Origin of the sequence: Sphingomonas pollutisoli, assembly GCF_029167165.1 — a bacterium.
In the GTDB taxonomy this organism is placed as follows: Bacteria; Pseudomonadota; Alphaproteobacteria; order Sphingomonadales; family Sphingomonadaceae; genus Sphingomonas; species Sphingomonas pollutisoli.
The window spans coordinates 12,395-30,697 of record NZ_JARFNJ010000005.1; the positions used below are offsets into that span (position 1 = coordinate 12,395).

General features: G+C 60.2%; 18 protein-coding genes. 8 read left to right on the top strand and 10 right to left on the bottom strand.

Features of this window, described 5'->3' with window-relative positions; genetic code table 11:
* Positions 1-56 precede the first annotated feature (56 nt).
* The 10 genes from nagAb to PX554_RS11995 all read right to left on the bottom strand — a co-directional run bounded on the left by nagAb (position 57) and on the right by PX554_RS11995 (position 8,108).
* The gene (gene nagAb / locus PX554_RS11950; RefSeq protein WP_034303853.1) at positions 57-371 is read right to left on the bottom strand and encodes a naphthalene 1,2-dioxygenase/salicylate 5-hydroxylase systems ferredoxin NagAb; all 315 of its coding nucleotides are present in this window, start codon (positions 369-371) and stop codon (positions 57-59) included.
* Positions 372-382: 11 nt separating this feature from the next.
* Positions 383-868, bottom strand: coding sequence for a dalicylate 5-hydroxylase small oxygenase NagH (gene nagH / locus PX554_RS11955; protein WP_034303854.1), 486 nt, complete (start codon positions 866-868; stop codon positions 383-385).
* Positions 869-870: 2 nt separating this feature from the next.
* Positions 871-2,133, bottom strand: coding sequence for a salicylate 5-hydroxylase large oxygenase NagG (nagG, locus tag PX554_RS11960; protein ID WP_034303855.1), 1,263 nt, complete (start codon positions 2,131-2,133; stop codon positions 871-873).
* Positions 2,134-2,178: 45 nt separating this feature from the next.
* Positions 2,179-3,165 carry a naphthalene 1,2-dioxygenase/salicylate 5-hydroxylase systems ferredoxin--NAD(P)(+) reductase NagAa gene (nagAa, locus tag PX554_RS11965; protein WP_034303856.1) on the bottom strand — a complete coding sequence of 329 codons (987 nt, stop codon included), beginning with the start codon at positions 3,163-3,165 and terminating at the stop codon, positions 2,179-2,181.
* A 12-nt stretch (positions 3,166-3,177) separates the two neighbouring features.
* Positions 3,178-3,873 (bottom strand): fumarylacetoacetate hydrolase family protein, encoded by a 696-nt coding sequence (locus tag PX554_RS11970; RefSeq protein ID WP_157081213.1) that lies wholly within the window; start codon positions 3,871-3,873, stop codon positions 3,178-3,180.
* Positions 3,870-4,922: a gentisate 1,2-dioxygenase gene (gtdA, locus tag PX554_RS11975; protein WP_067736874.1), complete on the bottom strand. Its 1,053-nt coding sequence runs from the start codon at positions 4,920-4,922 to the stop codon at positions 3,870-3,872. The genes PX554_RS11970 and gtdA overlap by 4 nt, the downstream gene beginning before the upstream one ends.
* Positions 4,923-5,126: 204 nt before the next feature.
* Positions 5,127-5,912 (bottom strand): IclR family transcriptional regulator, encoded by a 786-nt coding sequence (locus tag PX554_RS11980; protein ID WP_067736872.1) that lies wholly within the window; start codon positions 5,910-5,912, stop codon positions 5,127-5,129.
* 91 nt (positions 5,913-6,003) lie between these two features.
* Positions 6,004-6,321 carry a 2Fe-2S iron-sulfur cluster-binding protein gene (locus PX554_RS11985; RefSeq protein ID WP_067736870.1) on the bottom strand — a complete coding sequence of 106 codons (318 nt, stop codon included), beginning with the start codon at positions 6,319-6,321 and terminating at the stop codon, positions 6,004-6,006.
* A gap of 57 nt (positions 6,322-6,378) precedes the next feature.
* Positions 6,379-6,855, bottom strand: coding sequence for an aromatic-ring-hydroxylating dioxygenase subunit beta (locus tag PX554_RS11990; RefSeq protein ID WP_067736867.1), 477 nt, complete (start codon positions 6,853-6,855; stop codon positions 6,379-6,381).
* Positions 6,852-8,108, bottom strand: coding sequence for an aromatic ring-hydroxylating dioxygenase subunit alpha (locus PX554_RS11995; protein ID WP_067736865.1), 1,257 nt, complete (start codon positions 8,106-8,108; stop codon positions 6,852-6,854). Before PX554_RS11995 ends, PX554_RS11990 begins: the two co-directional genes overlap by 4 nt.
* A 324-nt stretch (positions 8,109-8,432) precedes the next feature.
* Between PX554_RS11995 and PX554_RS12000 the strand changes: the two genes are divergently transcribed.
* From PX554_RS12000 to PX554_RS12035, 8 genes are all read left to right on the top strand, one after another.
* A complete protein-coding gene (locus tag PX554_RS12000) occupies positions 8,433-10,175 on the top strand; it encodes a GMC family oxidoreductase (protein WP_202968918.1) in 1,743 nt (580 codons plus the stop codon).
* Between the two features lie 28 nt (positions 10,176-10,203).
* A complete protein-coding gene (locus PX554_RS12005) occupies positions 10,204-11,655 on the top strand; it encodes an aldehyde dehydrogenase (protein WP_019054682.1) in 1,452 nt (483 codons plus the stop codon).
* A 111-nt stretch (positions 11,656-11,766) separates the two neighbouring features.
* Complete coding sequence (locus PX554_RS12010; RefSeq protein ID WP_067736862.1) at positions 11,767-12,657, top strand: SphA family protein; 891 nt, start codon at positions 11,767-11,769, stop codon at positions 12,655-12,657.
* Between the two features lie 109 nt (positions 12,658-12,766).
* Complete coding sequence (locus PX554_RS12015) at positions 12,767-13,744, top strand: zinc-binding dehydrogenase (RefSeq protein WP_217998691.1); 978 nt, start codon at positions 12,767-12,769, stop codon at positions 13,742-13,744.
* Positions 13,704-14,273, top strand: a complete 570-nt coding sequence (locus PX554_RS12020; protein ID WP_067736860.1) for a recombinase family protein — start codon at positions 13,704-13,706, stop codon at positions 14,271-14,273. The genes PX554_RS12015 and PX554_RS12020 overlap by 41 nt, the downstream gene beginning before the upstream one ends.
* Entirely contained in the window at positions 14,274-15,647 is a 1,374-nt protein-coding gene (locus PX554_RS12025; protein WP_019054770.1) for a DUF7986 domain-containing protein, read from the top strand.
* Positions 15,644-17,020 (top strand): TonB-dependent receptor, encoded by a 1,377-nt coding sequence (locus PX554_RS12030; protein WP_275502031.1) that lies wholly within the window; start codon positions 15,644-15,646, stop codon positions 17,018-17,020. Before PX554_RS12025 ends, PX554_RS12030 begins: the two co-directional genes overlap by 4 nt.
* Before the next feature lie 403 nt (positions 17,021-17,423).
* On the top strand, positions 17,424-18,068 hold the full coding sequence (locus PX554_RS12035) for a TetR/AcrR family transcriptional regulator (protein ID WP_275490341.1): 645 nt from the start codon (positions 17,424-17,426) through the stop codon (positions 18,066-18,068).
* Positions 18,069-18,303 lie beyond the last annotated feature (235 nt).

Below are 18,303 nucleotides of genomic sequence, written 5' to 3' on the forward strand. Positions count from 1 at the left end.
AGTGATTGGGTTGGGTGGGGTGATTTCCGGATTTGGCTTTCCTCCTGCAAAGAGTTTTAGTCCAGCTTGAGCATCACGCGCATGTTTTCGATTTTTACGGGGTAGGTTTTGATGTCCTGTGTCAGGGGTGTGCACAAGGCTTTACCCGTGCAAACATCGAATCGGCCTTGATGCAAAGGACATTCAATTTCCCGGCCTTCGAGAAAGCCATCGCTCATGCGGGCGGCGCCGTGAGTGCAGGTGTTGTCGGTGGCGTAGATCTCGCCCGCCACCTCGTAGAGGGCAATCTCCTTGCCGACGATATTGATGCCGATCACGTCGCCCTCGGGCACCTCGTCGCGGGCGGCGGCGTCGATCCAGTTCTCGCTCATTGGATTCGTTCTCAGATAGGGTAGATGATGGAGTTGGGAATCATTTCGCTGTCGTACACGCACAGGCGCGACTTCAGCTTGAGGCCCTCGGGTGTTCGCACGATCACGTCTCGGTAATAGCCGGCGTTGAAAACCGTGGAATCGCCGTCGTACTTGGTGCGAATCACGGCATAGCTGGCTTCGGCGGTGATGCGCTCGCCATCCGCGTCACGCTCCACCGACAGCACGCGCGGCGTGCCTACGATGTGGCGCTGGTAGTAGGGATCGTGGTACATGGTTTCCTTGACACCGTACACTCGGTCACGGATCATGGCCTTGCTCTCCAGCGCCAGCAGACACAGCGGCAAGTCCTGCTCGAAGTTTTCGCGCGGTTGCAGGCGGTAGGTGCCGGTCTCAATGAAAAAATCAGGCCACTTCTCCCAATCGGCGGAGTCGCAGACCATGGCGTAGTCGCTGTACAGGTTCAGCAGTTCGAAGTACGTCTTGAAGTCGATCATGTTCACTCCCCCATCACTTTGCGCCAGTAGTCGTACATGCCGCGGATCAGCGTTTCGGTGACCATGTGGTCGGTGTCGCCGATCTCGTGGCCGCCCATCTCGATCACGGAGCGGTGCGACGGGTTCTGCTCGAAGCCTTCCTGCGACCACTCGATCACCTCGCCGTCGTCGGCCGAGACGAAGCCTGCCGGGCCGAACAGGTTGGCCTGGATCAGGCGGCGCTGGGTCCACTCCTCGTTGTCGTCCTCGAAGCCGAAGTGGGTCCAGACGAAGTCGAAGGAGCCGTGGCCGTTGGGCTGGATGTGGCGCGTCGATACGCTGTTGACCTGCTGCTGGATGATCACACTGGGGAAGATCGTGGTCATCACGGCGGTCGGGCCGCCCCACCAGGGCTCGGGCACGATGTCCAGCAGACGCGGGTCGTTCACCTTCATCTGCTCCTTGAAGCTGTCCACGCCGGACACGACCTCCTCGTTCTTGCCGCCCTGACCGCGCGTGGAGATCATCGCGGCGTGGCGGAATTTGGCGTCCATCTTCAGTTCCGACTTGTTGTCGGCGCGCCAGAGCCCGAAGGTCGAGAACCAGGTGTGCAGCAGGCCCGGGTGGTAGGGGTCCTTGATGTTCTCCTGCATCAGCTTCCAGTTGCCCGGGATGCGCTGGCGGCGGTAGCCCAGGATCTTGAGCTTGCGGCCATTGAAGACGCGATCGAAGTAGTGCAGGATGGTTGGGCCCAGGAAGTCCTCGAAAGGCTCGACATCGTGGTCGAAAGAGGCAAACACTGCACCGCCTCGGGCGGCCACCTTGAGCTTGGTCAGGCCGTGTTCTTCGAGTTTGAAGTCCTTGGGCATGCCGCCGTTGACCTTGCCGTCCTGCTTGACGCCACGGCGGAAGGGCACGCCCTGCAGGTCACCCTTGAGGCTGTAGTTCCACTGGTGGTAGGGGCAGAAGAAGTCCTTGGCGTTGCCGTGGCGCTCGCGGCAAAAGCGCATGCCACGGTGGGCGCAGACGTTCTCCACCACGTTGATGCCGCCATCCGGATCACGCACCATGATGACCGAGCGCTCACCGATCACCGTTCGCTTGAAGTCGCCTGGATTCGGAATCTCGGCTTCCAGGCCTACATAGCACCAGTGGTTTGCATAGAACAGGCGCTCCAATTCGCGCTTGTACAGGTCTTCGCGGGTGTAGGCCCAGAAGGGAACGCGGCTGCTGCCGTCGCCCGGCCACTTCGGATCTTGGGGAAACACGGGTTGGGGTTCATTCATGGCATGGTTTCCTTGGATTAAATTGGGCTCGCATGGCGCCTTCGCTCAGACACCGCTGGGATAGAACGCATCGGCATGGATATGCCCGGGTGCTATGCCCAGGCGAGCAACGAGCAGGTTCAGGGCCTCTACCATGGCCGGAGCGCCACACAGGTAGGCGCGCCATCCCGCCAAATTGGGCAGGTCACGGTCGATCAGATCGGTGACCAGGCCGGATCGATGACCAGGGCCGGCAGGGCCTGTTGCAACAACGACATTCACCTTGAGATTCGGAAACCTTGCAGCCAATGCGTGAAGGCGTTCCTCGTCATAGATGTCCTGCTCGCTCCGCACACCGAAGTACAGATGGATGGGGTTGCTCATCCCTCCCTCCAGTGCGCCTCGAATGATCGAAAGGACGGGCGCCAGACCGGTTCCACCCCCCACACAAAGCATGGGGCCCGTGTGCGTGCGCCGCAGATAGGCCGTTCCGAGGGGGCCGCTGATCCGCACCGAAGCGCCTACGGACAGTTCATTGAAAACGTAGTTGCTGACGTGCCCGCCCGGAACCTCGCGAATCTGAAACTCCATTTCTGCATCGCCAGGCAGCCCGGCCATCGAATAGGGGCGGACGCATTCGGGCGTAAACTGCACCGTTGCGTACTGGCCGGGGCTGAACTCAAGCGGCTTGGCCAGTTTGATGCGCAGGCGCCGGATGTCATGGGTGGCCTCGTCTATCGCTGTGACCGTCCCCTTGACGATGCGCGCCGGGTGAACCACGATCTCGTCAGATTCAGGGATCTCAATCGTGCAGTTTTCGATCAGTACCGCCTGACAGGCCAGAACGTAGGTTCCCTTTCCTGCCTGCGGGCGCCCTGTCTCGGGGCCGTTATCGCGAAGATGGCCGGCAATCACACGGCAACGGCAAGTGCCGCAGCGGCCCGACATGCAGCTATAAGAAATGGGGACCTCGTTGGACCTGAGCACGTCAAGCAGGGTGCTGCCGGTCTCCGCGTTCAGATGCAAATTGAGGGGTTCTACTACCAGTTCCATGCAAGCTCTTTTTCAGTTGGCGGCTTTTGGGCCGATGGTGACTTCGGTGGGTTCGAGACCCTCGATCGTGACGGTCACCACGTCGCCCTCGACCACAGCTCCAACGCCAGCGGGCGTGCCAGTGTAGATGAGATCGCCCGGCTCGATACGATAGAGCGTGCTGAGGAACGCGATGACGTCGGCGACGGGCCAGATCAGTTCGGTCAGATCCGCATCCTGCTTCACTTCACCGTTCACGGTGAGGCGGATTGCCCCCTTGTCGAGATGACCCACCTCGGACACGGGGTGGATGAGGCCCAGTGGCGAGGATTGCTCTACGTTCTTGCCGGTATCCCAGGGGCGGCCCTGCGCGCGGGCGGCCAGCTGGAGATCGCGGCGGGTCATATCGAGGCCGGTTGCATAGCCGTAGACATGGTCGAGCGCCTTTTCGACCGGGATGTCCCTGCCGGCCTGCCCCATCGCAACCACCAGCTCCGCTTCATAATGAAAGTCGGACGTCGCACTCGGATAGGCAATGGTGGAGCCGCTCGGTACGACAGTCTCGGCCCATTTGGTGAAGAAGAACGGAGGTTCCCGATCCGGGTCGCGGCCCATTTCGCGGGCGTGCGCGGCGTAGTTTCGCCCGACGCAGAAGACCCGGCGTACCGGAAAGTCGTCGCCGCCGGTGGTTTTTGCAAGCGTTGCGGGAAGCACTTCAAACAGTGTCACGAGAGTTGCTCCTTGTAGAGGTTGAGTTTCTGCTGGGAAGCCTTGTCCGAGAAACCGAACAAAATGAGTTCGTTTTGCGCGGAGATTTCCAGTGCCTTCCAAGAGGGAACGACGAAAATGTCGCGTGGCTTGAGCGCGAGGCTTTCTCCATCGACACGGGCCTCCCCTTCGCCCTCGACAACGACAAAAGTCGTGCCATCGGTCGAGCGGCGGGGAAGGGTAGCGTAGCCTTGTGGTATCAGCCTTACATGTGCCGAAATGGTGGGCATGATCGGGCCGCCATCGGCAGGGTTCAGGAACTCGAGCGCATGGCCCAGATGCGGATCGATTTCCGCGCTGGCCGCCATGGCAGTGAGCGCGGGGCGCCAATCGGAATAGGGATAGTGAAAGAGGGGTTGGTGGGAGGGACGACGATCCGCAACGCCGCCGCGCATCGGCCGCATATTGTGGCCGTATCGAGCGAGGGTATCTCCGGGCTTCACGGTTTCCGGGTGCATCGCCTCCGGCAGCTTCTCTGCGAAGCTTGCATCGAAGTGACGGACCGTCGGAATATCGAGCCCATCGAGCCATATCATCGGTTTGTCGGTGAAGTTGCCATGATCATGCCATTGCCCGCCCGGCGTCAGAACGAGATCAAACGGGCGCATGACCGCCTTTTCGCCATCGACTGCGGTGTAGGCGCCTTCGCCCTCGATCACGAACCGCAGGGCGCACTGGCTGTGCCGATGGCAAGGTGCGACCTCGCCGGGAAGGATGAGCTGCAGCCCCGCATAAAGACTGGGGGTGACCGCGGAAAGCCCTGTCAGACCGGGATTCTCCAGGATCAGAACCCTCCGCTCGGCCTGTTCGGCCGAGATGAGATCGCCCGCGCGCATGAGATAGCTGCGCGCTTGGTCGTAGCTCCATTTGTGGACGCGGGCCGGACTGTCCGGTTGTGTGAGAACAAGGGCGCTCAGCACTTCCCACAATGGGGTGAGGCTCTGTGGGGCCATCTCGGCATAGAGGGCTTCCAGCTGGGCGTGCTGGTCGTTTGGCAGCGGCTTTGTCATCTTGCCTCCGGTTGACTGCCGAGGCGCGATGACCGCACCTGGCGAATTATCGGCCCTGAAGGCCCAACCGAAAGGAGCTGGCCGGATGGCGGCTACGATTCTCGCAGGGCCTCTCCACATGCCGCCGATCTCCTGTCGGCCGCAGTCACCCTGCCCCTGTCATTTCTCAATGTCAAATGGTTTGCATAATGTAGAAGCGTAAAGTCAGTCTGCCGGTGGCTTGCCGCCGATCTGGGCGCTGATTGCCAGGCAGACATCGCGCAACCTATCCGCCGCCAGCCTGTCACGGCTCGCTTCGAAACTTTCGCTCGAGAGCATGGTGGCCGACAGTATCGGCCGGGATTGCAGGTCAAAAATTGGGAAGGCGGTGGCCCGCAGGCCTGGGATAACCGTACCGTCTACGCTTGATTCGCCTGCGGCGCGCACGCGCTTGCGCAATGCTTCAACGTCAACGGGCTTGAGGCCTTTGTCTGCCGCGAGTTCCTTGGTGACGAGGTCGCGGGTCTCACGCTCGGAGAGAAAGGCAAGGAAGACGTGGCCCGTTGCCGACCGCAGCAGCGGCAACATCGAGCCTACACTGAGCGACGTGACGACTGGCGGCGAACCCACATGCCACCGAACGACGGTAGGGCCGTGAGGACCAAGCGCGGCCATCTGCACGGTACGGCCGGATTCCTCAACAAATGCAGCGATAGCTGTGTCGGCAGCCTGGAACACGTCCGTTCGGGCCAATGCTCCAAGCCCAAGACGAAGGGCCGCCGGACCAAGATCGTAGTTTCCGGCCGCGTCCTGCCGCGCCATACCCGCCACGATCAGGCTGACCAGATAACGATGCGTTTGCGAAGGAGAAAGGCCGCATCTGTGCACGATGGCAGAGAGCGCAGAGGGCTTGCCCAGCCCGGCCAGGGCGTCGAGCACGTTGAGGCCGATCTCCACGGACTGGATGCCGGCTCGACGCTTGGGTGCGCTCTCTTCTTCAACGATCGTCATATCAACTCCCGGAATGGACCTGGGAGAGCTTTGCGGGGGAAAATCGCCAAATGCAAATCGTGTGCAGGTCGCTTTGGAGCGCGGCGTGCGATTACTCCTCGGGCGCGATTCTGACCCTCAAGCCGGAAAGATCTTCCGTGAAAGGGATTTGACAGGAGAGACGGGAATTTTCCTGCCGGTGGTCGGAGGATGCCAGCAGGTCGTCCTCATCCTCTCCGACGTCAGGCAAGGCGGCGGCGCTATCGCCATCGACGTAGACATGGCAGGTGGCGCAAGACAAGCAGCCGCCACACATGGCAAGCAGCTCGTCAAAACCCGCGTCCCTGATAATCTCCATTACCGACAAACCGACTTCACCATCGACTGTCGCTTCCTCTCCGGCGCGATTGATCACTGTCAGCTGGGGCATCCGTTTATCTCTTTCGGGCTGTGCCAATGGCGCCGGCTCGTACCGGCGCCAGGTGGTTTAGATGGGATAGATGAGCGAATTGGGGATGAGCTCGCTGTCGAAGACACACGCCTTTTCCGCGAAGCGCAGGCCTTGCGGGGTGATGACGATGCGATCGACATAGCGCCCGGTATTGAAGATCTCGCTGGGCATATCGCGTTTGGTCCGCACGACCAGATAATTGGTTTCAGTCAAAAGTCCGTCGTCCCCCTGCTCCTTGATGAGGGTGGGGCCTATGATGTGCCGCTGATAGTAGGGCGCGTGGAACAATGTGCTTTCGACACCATAGAGGCGATCGCGCAGCATTGGTACACCATGCAGACTAAGAGTGCTAAGAGGCAGTCCTGCATCATAGTTCTCGCGCGGCACGACGCGATAATGGCAGTCCTGGGTGAAGAAGTCAGGCCAGGCGTCGTAGTTGCCGCTGTCGAGACAGGCGACGTACCGCGCGAATAGGTCGATGACTTCGAGGCGAAGGTTCGTATCTGTGATCACAGTTCCATCACCTCCCGCCAGTAACGATACATGCCCCGGATCAGCGTTTCCGTGACCATATGGTCGGTGTTTTCAACATCGCGCCCACCCAGTTCGCACATGGTGCTGAAGTCGCCGTCCTGCTCGAAACCCTCCTGGCTGAATTCGATGACTTCGCCGTCGTCAGCCGAGACGAAGCCGGCAGGGCCAAAGAGGTTGGCCTGACGCATGCGGCGCTCCACCATGGCCTCGTCGTCGTCCTCGAAACCGAAGTGGGTCCAGACGAAGTCGAACTTGTCAGGGCCAACCGGAATGATCTGCCGGGTCGAAAGCGAATTCACCTGCTGCTGAAGGATCACGCTTGGAAAGAGCGTGGTCATGCACACAGTAGGGCTGCCCCACCACGGCTCATGAACGATATCAAGCAGGCGCATGTCGTTGAGCTTCATATTCTCGCGGAAGCTGGTCACCCCTTGGGTGACATCCTTGTCGACGGTCTCGCTGCGGCGAGACACCATCGCGGCGTGCCGCCCCTTGTCGTCCATCCATAGTTCGGACTTGTTGTCCGCACGCCAGAGGCCAAAGGTTACGAACCAGGTATGGAGAAGGCCCGGATGGTACGGGTCCTTGATATTCTCCATCATCAGCTTCCAGTTGCCCGGAATGCGCTGCCGCGAATAACCATGGAGCACCAGCTTGCGGCCGTCGAAGGTGCGATCGAAATAGCGCAGGATGTCCGGGCCAAGATAGTCCTCGAACGATTCCACATCATGATCGAAACTGGCGAACACCACGCCGTTCCTCACGGAAACCGCCAGCTTGTTAAGGCCATGATCCTCCAGGGCAAAGTCCTCGGGCATGCCGCCCTGGCCCTTCACGCCATTCTTGAAGGGAACTCCCAGAAGCTTCCCGTCATAATTGTAGTTCCACTGATGATAGGGGCAGACAAGCGTCTTAACCTTGCCGGTCCGTTCCTGGCAGAATCGCATCGCGCGGTGCGCGCAGCGATTTTCCAAGACGTTCACCTCGCCCTTTCGATTCCGGATCATGATAACGGATCGCTCGCCGATCGACGTGCGCTTGAAGCAGCCGGGTTCGGGAACCTCTACCTCAAGTCCCACGTAGCTCCAGTGACGACCGTAAAATATGCGTGACAGCTCGCGCTCATAGATATCGCGATCCGTATAGACGGCCGCCGGGATGCGGCTTGACCCCTCCTGGGTCCAGGGCGTCTGGATGCTTTCACCGCGTAGCGGTGCTTCGACCTCGTTCATGACGATCCTCTCGAGTTGACATCTCTCCGGCCAATCATACGCCCAAGCCACACTGTTCCGCAATAGGAAATCAATTCGACATTATAAAACGCTGACCCTCTAGCTTCATCATTATCAAATCCATTTGACATTGTGAAAGACTCGGCATAATTTTTTTATAGGATCAGGCACCAGTCTGACCTTGATCGGAGGGGTGGGGACGCAAATGCGTCCATGTCTGAAATTCCAAATTGGTTAACGAACGGCAACGTGCGTCTGTGCGAACGAGAAATCGTGCCCGTCGCTCAACGTGGCGCGGGCTCTAGGGGAGGAGTAACACCATGATTGACCAGGATCGGTCCGCTGCGGGCGCAAATGCTGCCCTGTGCACTGGAAGCCGCCGAACAGACCTATCTCTCGGGAAGGATCGGTCGCCGCGCCTTTATACGAATGGCCGCCGCGGCCGGACTTGCCGGCATCGCCATTCCTGCCCTTGCCGACGAGCTAGAGGCCATTCGGGCTAACCAGGATGCGAGGGGCCGTCAGATTGCTGCTGCTTACGACTATATCATCGTCGGCACTGGCGCTGCAGGATGCGCTCTTGCGGGCCGTTTGGCTTCCTCCTCGACGGCAAAGATACTGATAATAGAGGCCGGGGGATGGGATACGGCCCCGTCGGTAGCCGATCCGCGCGTCTGGTTCACCAACCTGGGAACGGAGCGCGACTGGGGTGACGTCGCCATTCCTACCCCGCATGTAAACAATCGGGCCATCGCCGAGCATATGGGCAAGGTGGTCGGTGGCGGCACCAGCATCAACGCGACGATCTGGGCCCGGCCTTTCAAGCAGGATCTTGATCACTGGGCCGAAGTTACTGGGGATGAGGACTGGGGCTACGAACATGGCCTCTCGCTCTACAGGAAGATTGAGAACTGGCAGGGTGGCGAAGATGCAAGATACCGTGGCAAGGGGGGGCCGGTATGGTGCCAGCCGGCTGCGTCTCCGCTGGCAATGGCCCCTGCGGTTCTCGAAGCAGCGCGGGCCAGGGGCTTTACCATCTTCCCCGATCAGAATGGCGCTCGCGAAGAAAGTGCCGGCGGCTTTGCCATGATGAATCAGATCATCAAGAACGGCCAGCGCAACAACATGGCCAAGGCCTATCTGTACCCGGTGCTGAGCAAACCCAATGTCACCCTGCTTACAGCCACCCATGTCGACCGGGTGATTGTCCAGAACGGTCGCGCTATCGGCGTCGAGATTGCGACGCCATCGGGACCGCGCAAGGTTCTGGCGCGTGAGGAAACAATCCTGTGCGCCGGAGGGATCAACTCGGCGAAACTGCTGATGCTGAGCGGCATAGGCGATGAGAGGGAACTGGCTGCCGTCGGCATCAAATCGGTCGTGCATTCGCCAGATGTCGGCGCTCACTTCCAGGATCACATTCTGCATGGCGGCTGCCTGTGGGAAGCTCCGAATGCCTTCGAGCTACGCAATAGCGGCGCGGAAGTGGCCGGCTTCTGGAAGTCCCGGTCCGATCTCGACCGGCCAGACATCAACATCGTTCAGATCGAACTCCCCTACGCGAGTGAGGTCATAGCGAAGAATTACGCCCCGCCGCCCACATCCTGGGCGCTATGCGCCGGCCTCGTCGCGCCTAAAAGCCGGGGCAAGATGCGCCTGCGCTCGTCCAACGCTGCCGACCGTCCGCTCCTCGACGCGAATTTCCTGTCGCATCCCGATGATGTCGAGGCGCTTGCCGCCGGCATCGAACTTGCTCGTGATCTGGGTAATTCTGCCGCGCTCAAGCCTTTCGCGAAGCGAGAAGTGGTCCCGGGGCGCAAGCTCGAGCGAAACGATATGGCCAATTTCATCAAGGACGGTGCGACCACCTATTTTCATGAGGTCGGGACATGCCGGATGGGCAAGGACGGCAATGCCGTCGTCGATCCTAAGTTGCGCGTAAACGGTTTGACGGGCCTGCGCGTTGCCGACGCCTCCATCATGCCGCGCATTCCTGGCGTCGCAACCATGGCGACATGCGTGCTCATCGGCGAACGCATGGCCGAAATCATCTCGCCTAAGGCCTGAGCCGGCGAAATTCGCAACGGAGGTAAATATGGAAACCCAATTGGTGATCGGCAATGTCGCGGCGAACGCGGAAGGCGGGCGCACGTTCGAGCGGCGCAATGCATTAACTGACGAGATTGTCACGACAGCTGCTGCGGCAAGCGTTGCTGATGCCAGCCGTGCAGCTGATTCCTCGCAGGCCGCATTCGGGGCCTGGTCACACACCGGGCCCACAGAACGCCGAAGGCTCCTGCTCAAAGCGGCGGATATCCTCGAGGCTATGGTCCCTGATTTCGTACCGGTCATGGCGCAGGAGATCGGCGCGTCCGAACTTTGGGCCAGTTTCAATGTGATGGCGTCCGCCAACCTGATCCGCGAGGCCGCGAGCCTCGTCACCCAGATCCAGGGCGAGACAATCCCGACCGACAAGCCGGGCACATTGTCCATGACGTTGCGACAGCCGGTGGGCGTGGTGCTGAGCATCGTTCCATGGAACGGCCCCGTCATCCTGGCGGCCCGAGCGATCGCCTATCCGCTCATGTGCGGCAACTGCGTGGTATTCCGTGCATCGGAGGCTAGTCCCAGGACCCACGCGCTGCTGGCTCAGGCCTTCTACGAGGCCGGCTTCCCCAGCGGTGTCCTGAATTTCGTGACCAACGCTCCTGAAGATGCGGCCGACGTAATCGACACCCTGATCGCGCATCCTGCCATCCGCCGCATAAACTTCACAGGCTCTACGCGGGTGGGACGCATCATCGCGCAGAAGTCTGCGACCCATCTGAAGCGGTGCCTTCTTGAATTGGGCGGCAAGGCTCCCTTCGTCGTCCTGGACGACGCGGATATCGAGGGCGCCGTGAATGCGGCGATCTTCGGCAGCTTCCTGTACCAAGGGCAAATCTGCATGTCGACGGAACGCTTCGTAGTCGATGAGAGTGTCGCCGATCAATTTACTACGCGCTTCGCCGAACGCGCAGCCGCCCTTCCGGCCGGTGATCCTGCGGCCGGTCCGGGATGTGTCGTTGGACCGATGATTGGGCGGGCTTCGGGCCAAAGGATCAATAGTCTCGTCGAGGACGCTCTTGCGAAGGGCGCGAAGATTATCGCAGGCGGCTATGCCGACGGAGCGACCATGCCCGCCACGATCGTCGATCATGTGACGTCCCAGATGGAAATCTATGACGAGGAGACGTTCGGTCCGGTCACCACGATCGTACGCGTGAAAGGCGTCGAGGAGGCGGTGAGGGTTGCGAACGACACGGCATATGGTCTGTCCGCAGCGGTGTTCGGGCAAGATGTTACCCGCGCGCTGGATGTCGCTCGTCGTATCGATTCGGGCAGCGTCCACATCAACGGCGCAACCGTCCAGAACGAGCCGCAGGCGCCTTACGGAGGCATGAAGAACAGCGGTTATGGCCGGTTCGATGGCCGCGCTGTCGTTGACGAGTTTACCGAGCTCAAATGGGTCACGATCGAACCGGCCGGCCAGCCGTACCCATTCTGATCCCCTTGGGCGCGGTTGGCCGCGCCCAAGGGCAAGCCATCAAAATCCAAAAAAACCACGTGCGATGCCGTTCGAGGGGTGAGGCCGCACGTCTATCAGAGGAGGAAAATCATGCGGGCCTATTCCATCTTGATGTTTTCAGTCGGGTGCGCGCTTTCCGCTGCAGATGCCCATGCGACCGAAGGCGGCGGCGGCGCCTATCCAAATGGTGCGGAAAGTCTGATGGTGGCACCCCTGCCGCCGCCCGGTACCTATCTGCTTAACTATACGAACTATTACACCGCGGACCGGCTCAACGATGCCGATGGCAACAGCATGGTCCCCGACTTCTCGATCGACGCCTATGCCCAGGTTTCCCGCTTCGTACACGTGACCGACAAGAAAATCCTCGGTGCGACCTGGGCGATGCAGGCCTTCGTTCCGCTGGTCAGCCTCACCGTGCACGCGGGCGGCGCACGCGACAGCCGCTTTGGTCTGGGCGACATGATCGTCACGCCGGTGGTGCTGGGCTGGGAGGCCGGTAATACCCATATCACTGCGGCCGTCGATACGTGGGTGCCAACGGGAAAGTATAATCGTGAAAACCTCGCCAACATCGGGAGAAACACATGGAATTTCGAACCGGTGCTCGCGATGACATATCTCGATCCGGCCGGAAAATTCGATCTCTCCGTGAAGCTGATGTATGACTTCAGTACGAAGAACAAGGCGACGGACTATCAGTCCGGACAGGAATTCCACACTGATTTCGCAGCGGGTGTAAACCTCAAGAAGCTGACATTGGGGGTGAACGGCTACTATTACAAACAGACGACGGACGACAAACAGGGCGGGCTGCGGGTTGGCGCAGATGGTTTCAAAGGCGAGGCTTTCGCCCTTGGTCCGGTCGTGCGCTATCAGGCAGGCAAAATCCCGATCTCCTTTCAGTGGCAGCATGAGTTCATGGCGCATAACAAGCCGCAAGGTGACAAGTTCTGGCTAAAGAGCGTCTTCCGCTTCTGATACCCGCGCGGGGCGACGGCCCAGATGTTCGCCCCGCGCCGTTAAGACTTTCAACATGTCACGGATAGGAGTGTATGCCTGTCGACGAGCGCAAACCGAAGGATCGATAGTGGATGTCAGTGAGATGATGAAGGCGGCTGTTCTGCATGAGCCGGGCGGGCCTGAGGCACTCATAATCGAGCAGCGAGAGATACCGCAGCCGATCGCGGGCGAGATACTGATACGGGTGAAGGCCTTCGGATTGAACCGCTCGGAGCTATTTACCCGGCGGGGGCAATCGCCTGGAGTCACGCTGCCCAGGATACTTGGCATAGAAGCGTCGGGGGTTGTGGCGGCCGCGCCCGGTGGCGAGTTCCAGGTTGGAGAGACTGTGGTTTCGGTAATGGGGGGGATGGGGCGCAAGTTCGACGGGGGCTATGCAGAATATACCTGCGTACCCGCCGCAAATGTAAGAGCCGTCACGACTGCGCTGTCGTGGGAGCGGCTTGGCGCTTTACCGGAGATGTTGCAGACCGCATGGGGCTCATTGTCCCGAGGTCTGCGAGTGGTGCCGGGCGAGCGGTTGCTGATTCGCGGGGGCACAACCTCAGTCGGCCTAGCCGCAGCAGCTATTGCCAAGACGCTGGGTGCAGAGGTCGCCGCCACGTCGCGCCGTCAGACAGGCCAGGAGATCGTCCGCGCCGCCGGAGCCGACCTCTTCATCCTCGATGAGGGGCTCGTGGCTCCGTCGGTGCACAAACTCTGGCCCGGCGGCGCAGACAAGGTGCTCGAACTCGTGGGTACTACAACCTTGGCGGACTCCCTGGCGTGCATCCGTGAACCAGGTGCAGTGTGCATGGCGGGCATGGTTGGCGATGCATGGTCGCTGCGCGACTTCGCTCCGATGGACGTCATTCCCACAGGTGTTTCGCTCACCACCTATTCTGGCGACGTCGCGGACTTCATGGCGATGCCGCTTCAGAAACTGGTGGATCAGGTAGAGGGTGGCAAACTACCTGTCACGATCGGAAAGACGTTCACTCTCGACCGTTTGGGAGACGCACAGGATGGGAGGGATATTAGGCTATGCCCGCGTCAGCACCGGTGACCAGGACGTGGCCGGCCAGACCATGCGACTGGAGAAGGTCGGCGCCATCAAGGTGTTCACCGACGTCATGTCGGGCAAGAGCATGGAGCGTCCGGGTCTGGCCGAGCTGATCGCCTATGCCCGAAGGGGCGACACGCTGGCAGTGGTCCGCCTTGATCGGCTCGGGCGTTCGCTGGCCGAACTGCTCGCCACGGTCGAGGCGCTGCGCGGCCAAGGTATCGCGCTCCTGAGTCTTGAGGAAAAGATCGACACATCGTCGGCCGCCGGCGAACTCATCTTCCATGTGTTCGGGGCCATTGCCCACTTCGAGCGGCGGCTGATTTCCGAACGCACCAAGGATGGCATCGCCGCCGCCCGTGCCAGGGGCAAGTTACCTGGCCGTCAGCCGCTCGACATGAGCAAGGTCCATGCTGCCATCAAACTGGTCGAAGCGAGTATCTCGCCGACAGAAGCGGCACGGCAACTCGGCATCGGCCGATCAACCATATATCGAGAAATGCGCCGCCTTGGCGTGGAAAGGCCCGCCTGAATGTCCAGATCAAAATCGGTTCACGATCTTTCGGGCCTGATGAAATATGCGGAACGGGCGCCATGGGATGAAGCGATGGCTGAAATGCTGTCCGCGCATCTTGGCCCAGCGTGCGAAGCAACCGGACTCGAGCCAGACGCCATATTCGAAATCATCGGTGATCACTGGCAAGGGCCGCTATGGGGCTGTTTCTTTGAAGATCTGCTGACGCAGGAACTGGAACCTGACGGTGGCAATCTGGTCGATGACTATCTCAAGCGCCGGGGCTGGAACGAAAAGGCGCCGAACAAAGCCTATATGCGCGCACTACGCGATACGGTCATGTCGCTCTATGAAGTCAGCGAAGTGGTTCCCGGCCAATCGATGACCTTGCGCGATCTGCTGCGCGACGTCGCCCCGGTGACGGTGCGGGAACACGGTGCGACCCAGACCCTCGTCAACTGGGACAAAATCGCCGCAAGAATTGTTGACGTGAACGGTCGGCACGGCATTTCCGGGGCACTCCTGCCGTTCAGCGCAGATGGCGCCGTGCGCGTAATCGACGCGCTTTCCCGACTTGTGGACGATGCACAGGGCACTGTCGGATTGGATCCCCTAGACAAGGACGCGCTCTTGCGGGCATCGGGGCCGATGTTCACGAACATGTGGCTGCTCGACTGTCTGGGTAAGGCCATTCCCGGCAGCTCGCCGGATATGGTCAACGCGGACGGTGATGACCTTGTGTTCCACCGTATCGTTTTTCCGCTGGCAAAGGGCGTGATCGGCAAAAGCGTGGTTCGCAGGCTGAACGCGGCTCAATGGCTGGAACCTGCGAGCGACACGTTCTGGAACTGGCTGGCACCGGTGACGAAGAAGAGGACACCAGAAACGACCAAAGGCGGGCAGGCTTTTGTGACAACCATGGAGGACGGCACACCCGTTTTTGCCAATGTCGAGTTGGCTGGACGCAAACTGATCGTTGAGGTCAACAGCGCCGCCCGCGCTGAACAGGCGATTGCGCAGATGAGCGAGTGGCTTGGTGATTGCGTGAGCACACCTATGACCGAAATCCGGACTCTGGCCCAGTTCATGGCCGATGACGCCGCCCGCGCTCCGCAGGAAGTGCCGCTCGATATCCCGCCGGACGAAATCGAACGCATCGTTCATCAGATGCTGACACGCGAATATACCAAAACGCTTGATGAAGCGGTGCCGGCCCTCGGGCACAAGACGCCACGCGCTCTGGCCCGCACGAAGGCAGGCCGACCAAAAGTGGCCGACTGGCTCAAATATATAGAGAATGGCGCGGCAAAATCCGGTGCTGGTGATCCGATGGCCACCTATGATTTTACGTGGATGTGGCGAGAGCTGGGCATCATCGACCTGCGCCGTTGATCGCCATCACAGCGCCGTTCTTGCACTGTTCTCGCGTTGTCTGGCGTACCTTCCACGCTATGCCCTCAGATACCGACATCCAGCCCGTGACCGACACATGGGGCGCCGGCGGCAGCCTGCGCTGGGATCAGAAGATCGGCGATCTCAATTTCATGAGCCTTACCGCCTATCGCGCGTCCAGAGCCCATTTCATCTTCGATTACGACGGCTCTCCGGATCCGATCGATGCGATCGATGAAATCCAGCGAGACCACCAATTCAGCCAGGAAATTCAGCTTTCCTCGAAGAGCAGCGGCCGGTTCACCTGGCTCGTGGGTGGTTATTATTTCAACGCGCTCGCCGAGATCGATCCGTTCATCCTCACCGCGAATGATCAAGGCGCTCGTGTCTCGATCACGAACCACCAGCGCACGCGCTCGATCGCGGGTTACGCCCAGGCCACTTACGAGATTTTCAACGACACGAACCTCACGCTCGGCGGCCGGTATACGACCGAGCGGCGCACGGCCTATGACGGCACGACCGACGTGTTCGTCATTCCGCTGGGCGTATCATTGCCCACGGCAGCGGCGCCCGACCGCCGGAAGACGTTCAACAAGTTCACCTACCGTGTCAGTCTCGATCATCGTTTCTCGAACGAGCTTCTCGCTTATGCGTCCTATAACCGCGGCTTCAAGAGCGGCGGCTTCAACACCTCTACCCCCGGAAGCGATCCTTTCCGTCCGGAAACGCTGGATGCCTATGAGGTTGGCATCAAGTCCGACCTGTTCGACCGAAAGGTGCGTCTCAACATCGCGGGCTTCTACTATGATTATCAGGATGTGCAGATCCAGCAGCTGAACCAGGGCGCCATCACCATCATCAACGGCGCCAAGGCGCGCGACTATGGTGTCGACGCAGATCTCACGGTCCAGGTCACCCAAGCACTCCGCCTGACGGGCGGCCTTGGTTGGATCAGCCCGAAGTTCACGGCCTTCCCGAACTGCCCGACGTCGACGGCCGGCGGCGGTGTTCCGAGCGTCATTGCCTCATGCAAAGGCAACCAGCTTCCGCTCGCGGCTAAATTTACCGGCAATATCGGTGCCGACTATACCGCGGAGCTGGGGTCCGGCACGCTCAATCTTGGCGCGAATGTCTATTACAATAGCGGCTTCTACCCCGAGTCGGACAATGTCATCAAACAGCACAGCTACGCACTGCTGGGGGCAAACATCCGATATACCCTGTCGAATGGTCTTTCGATCGGGGCATTCGGAAAGAACCTGACCGACAGGCGCGTGATCAATTTCGAGACCACCATCCCGAACGGGACGCATATGAACTTCTATCAGGCGCCCCGCACCTACGGGATCACGCTCGGCTATAAATTGTAGAGAAGGCGGAACGGCCAACCCGCTTGGATGCGCTTTTCCTGACCTGGTCAGGTGGCGGCCAGGCGGGTTCAACAGCCGGGAGCCCAGATCCTCATATCTGAGCGCTCCCTCCTGCCCCCGCGGGTTTCTCTGTCTGAAACGGAGGCAAGGCAGCGCCGAACGGGCAGAATGCCCGTGGCTGCTGCGAATGCTGGGATATTTCGAAGCCGGTTCCATGCCGTACCAGCCACTTGGCTTCCAGCGCCAAGGATGTCATCCTGGACAACGTGTTGAACGCAATGCCCAGTCGAGCGAAGCTGCTGTGAAAATATCGGTTCTCCCGGAGGAGCAAACCTCCGATCCTGGCCAGGATAGCGTCAGGGAAGATCATCGCACGCGTGTTGCCCGCCAAAGGCGCCAGCGCATGGAAACAGATCTCCTCCGAGCGGTGATGGAGGTCTATCCAGCAGGACACGGCAGCGGCCCTGCAGTCATTGACGACGTGATCCGCCAAGCCGGGGTCTCCCGCGGAACCTTTTACAAATATTTCACCTCGCTGGACGAAGCGGTCGATAAACTCGGAGCCAGGATGGCGGACGAGATGGCCGAAGCCGCGCAGGCCATCCACGGCCCGCTCAAGCATCCTGTTATGCGAACCGCCACCGGCTTCCAACTCTATGTGCTGAGAGCCCTGATCGAGCCTCATTGGGGCGCCTTTCTCACCCATATCGGCCTGCTCAAGGACGACAGCCTGATGGTCCGGCTCATCCGGGCTGACGTCGCACTTGGACAGGAAACCGGCGACTATGATATCGATTCCGTTGATGTGGCGACCGATCTTTTGCTTGGCGCCCAGGCCGAAGCCATTTCTCGGATCGTCGCCAACGGAGCTGACGTGGCGTATGTTCAGGCCATGACATTCCATGTCTTGCGCAGCTTTGGGGTGAACCGTCCGCGCGCAGCCCGCGCTGTCGAGGAAGCTTACCGGCTGATCGAGCGCGAGGGGCCAACACAGATCGCCTGGTGGCAAATGCCGCCCCCCTCCGAGCAAGCCGCCTCGGCGCGCTAAAAACCCAACCGCCCTTTCCCGTTTCCTCCCGGTGCGTTCGCTCACGCATGAGGTGTCGCGTCTGGACTTCGTGCCAAATTACAAAATAAACACTTGTGTCATGATGACATCTGAATATAGATCATAAGCGCAAGGGAACCGAAAAATCGGCCCGAATCGAGAGAGGTGCTTATGAAAGTGTGTGACGCAGCGGTCGTCGGGCATGGCCCGAACAGCTGTCTGATAGAGGGCAACG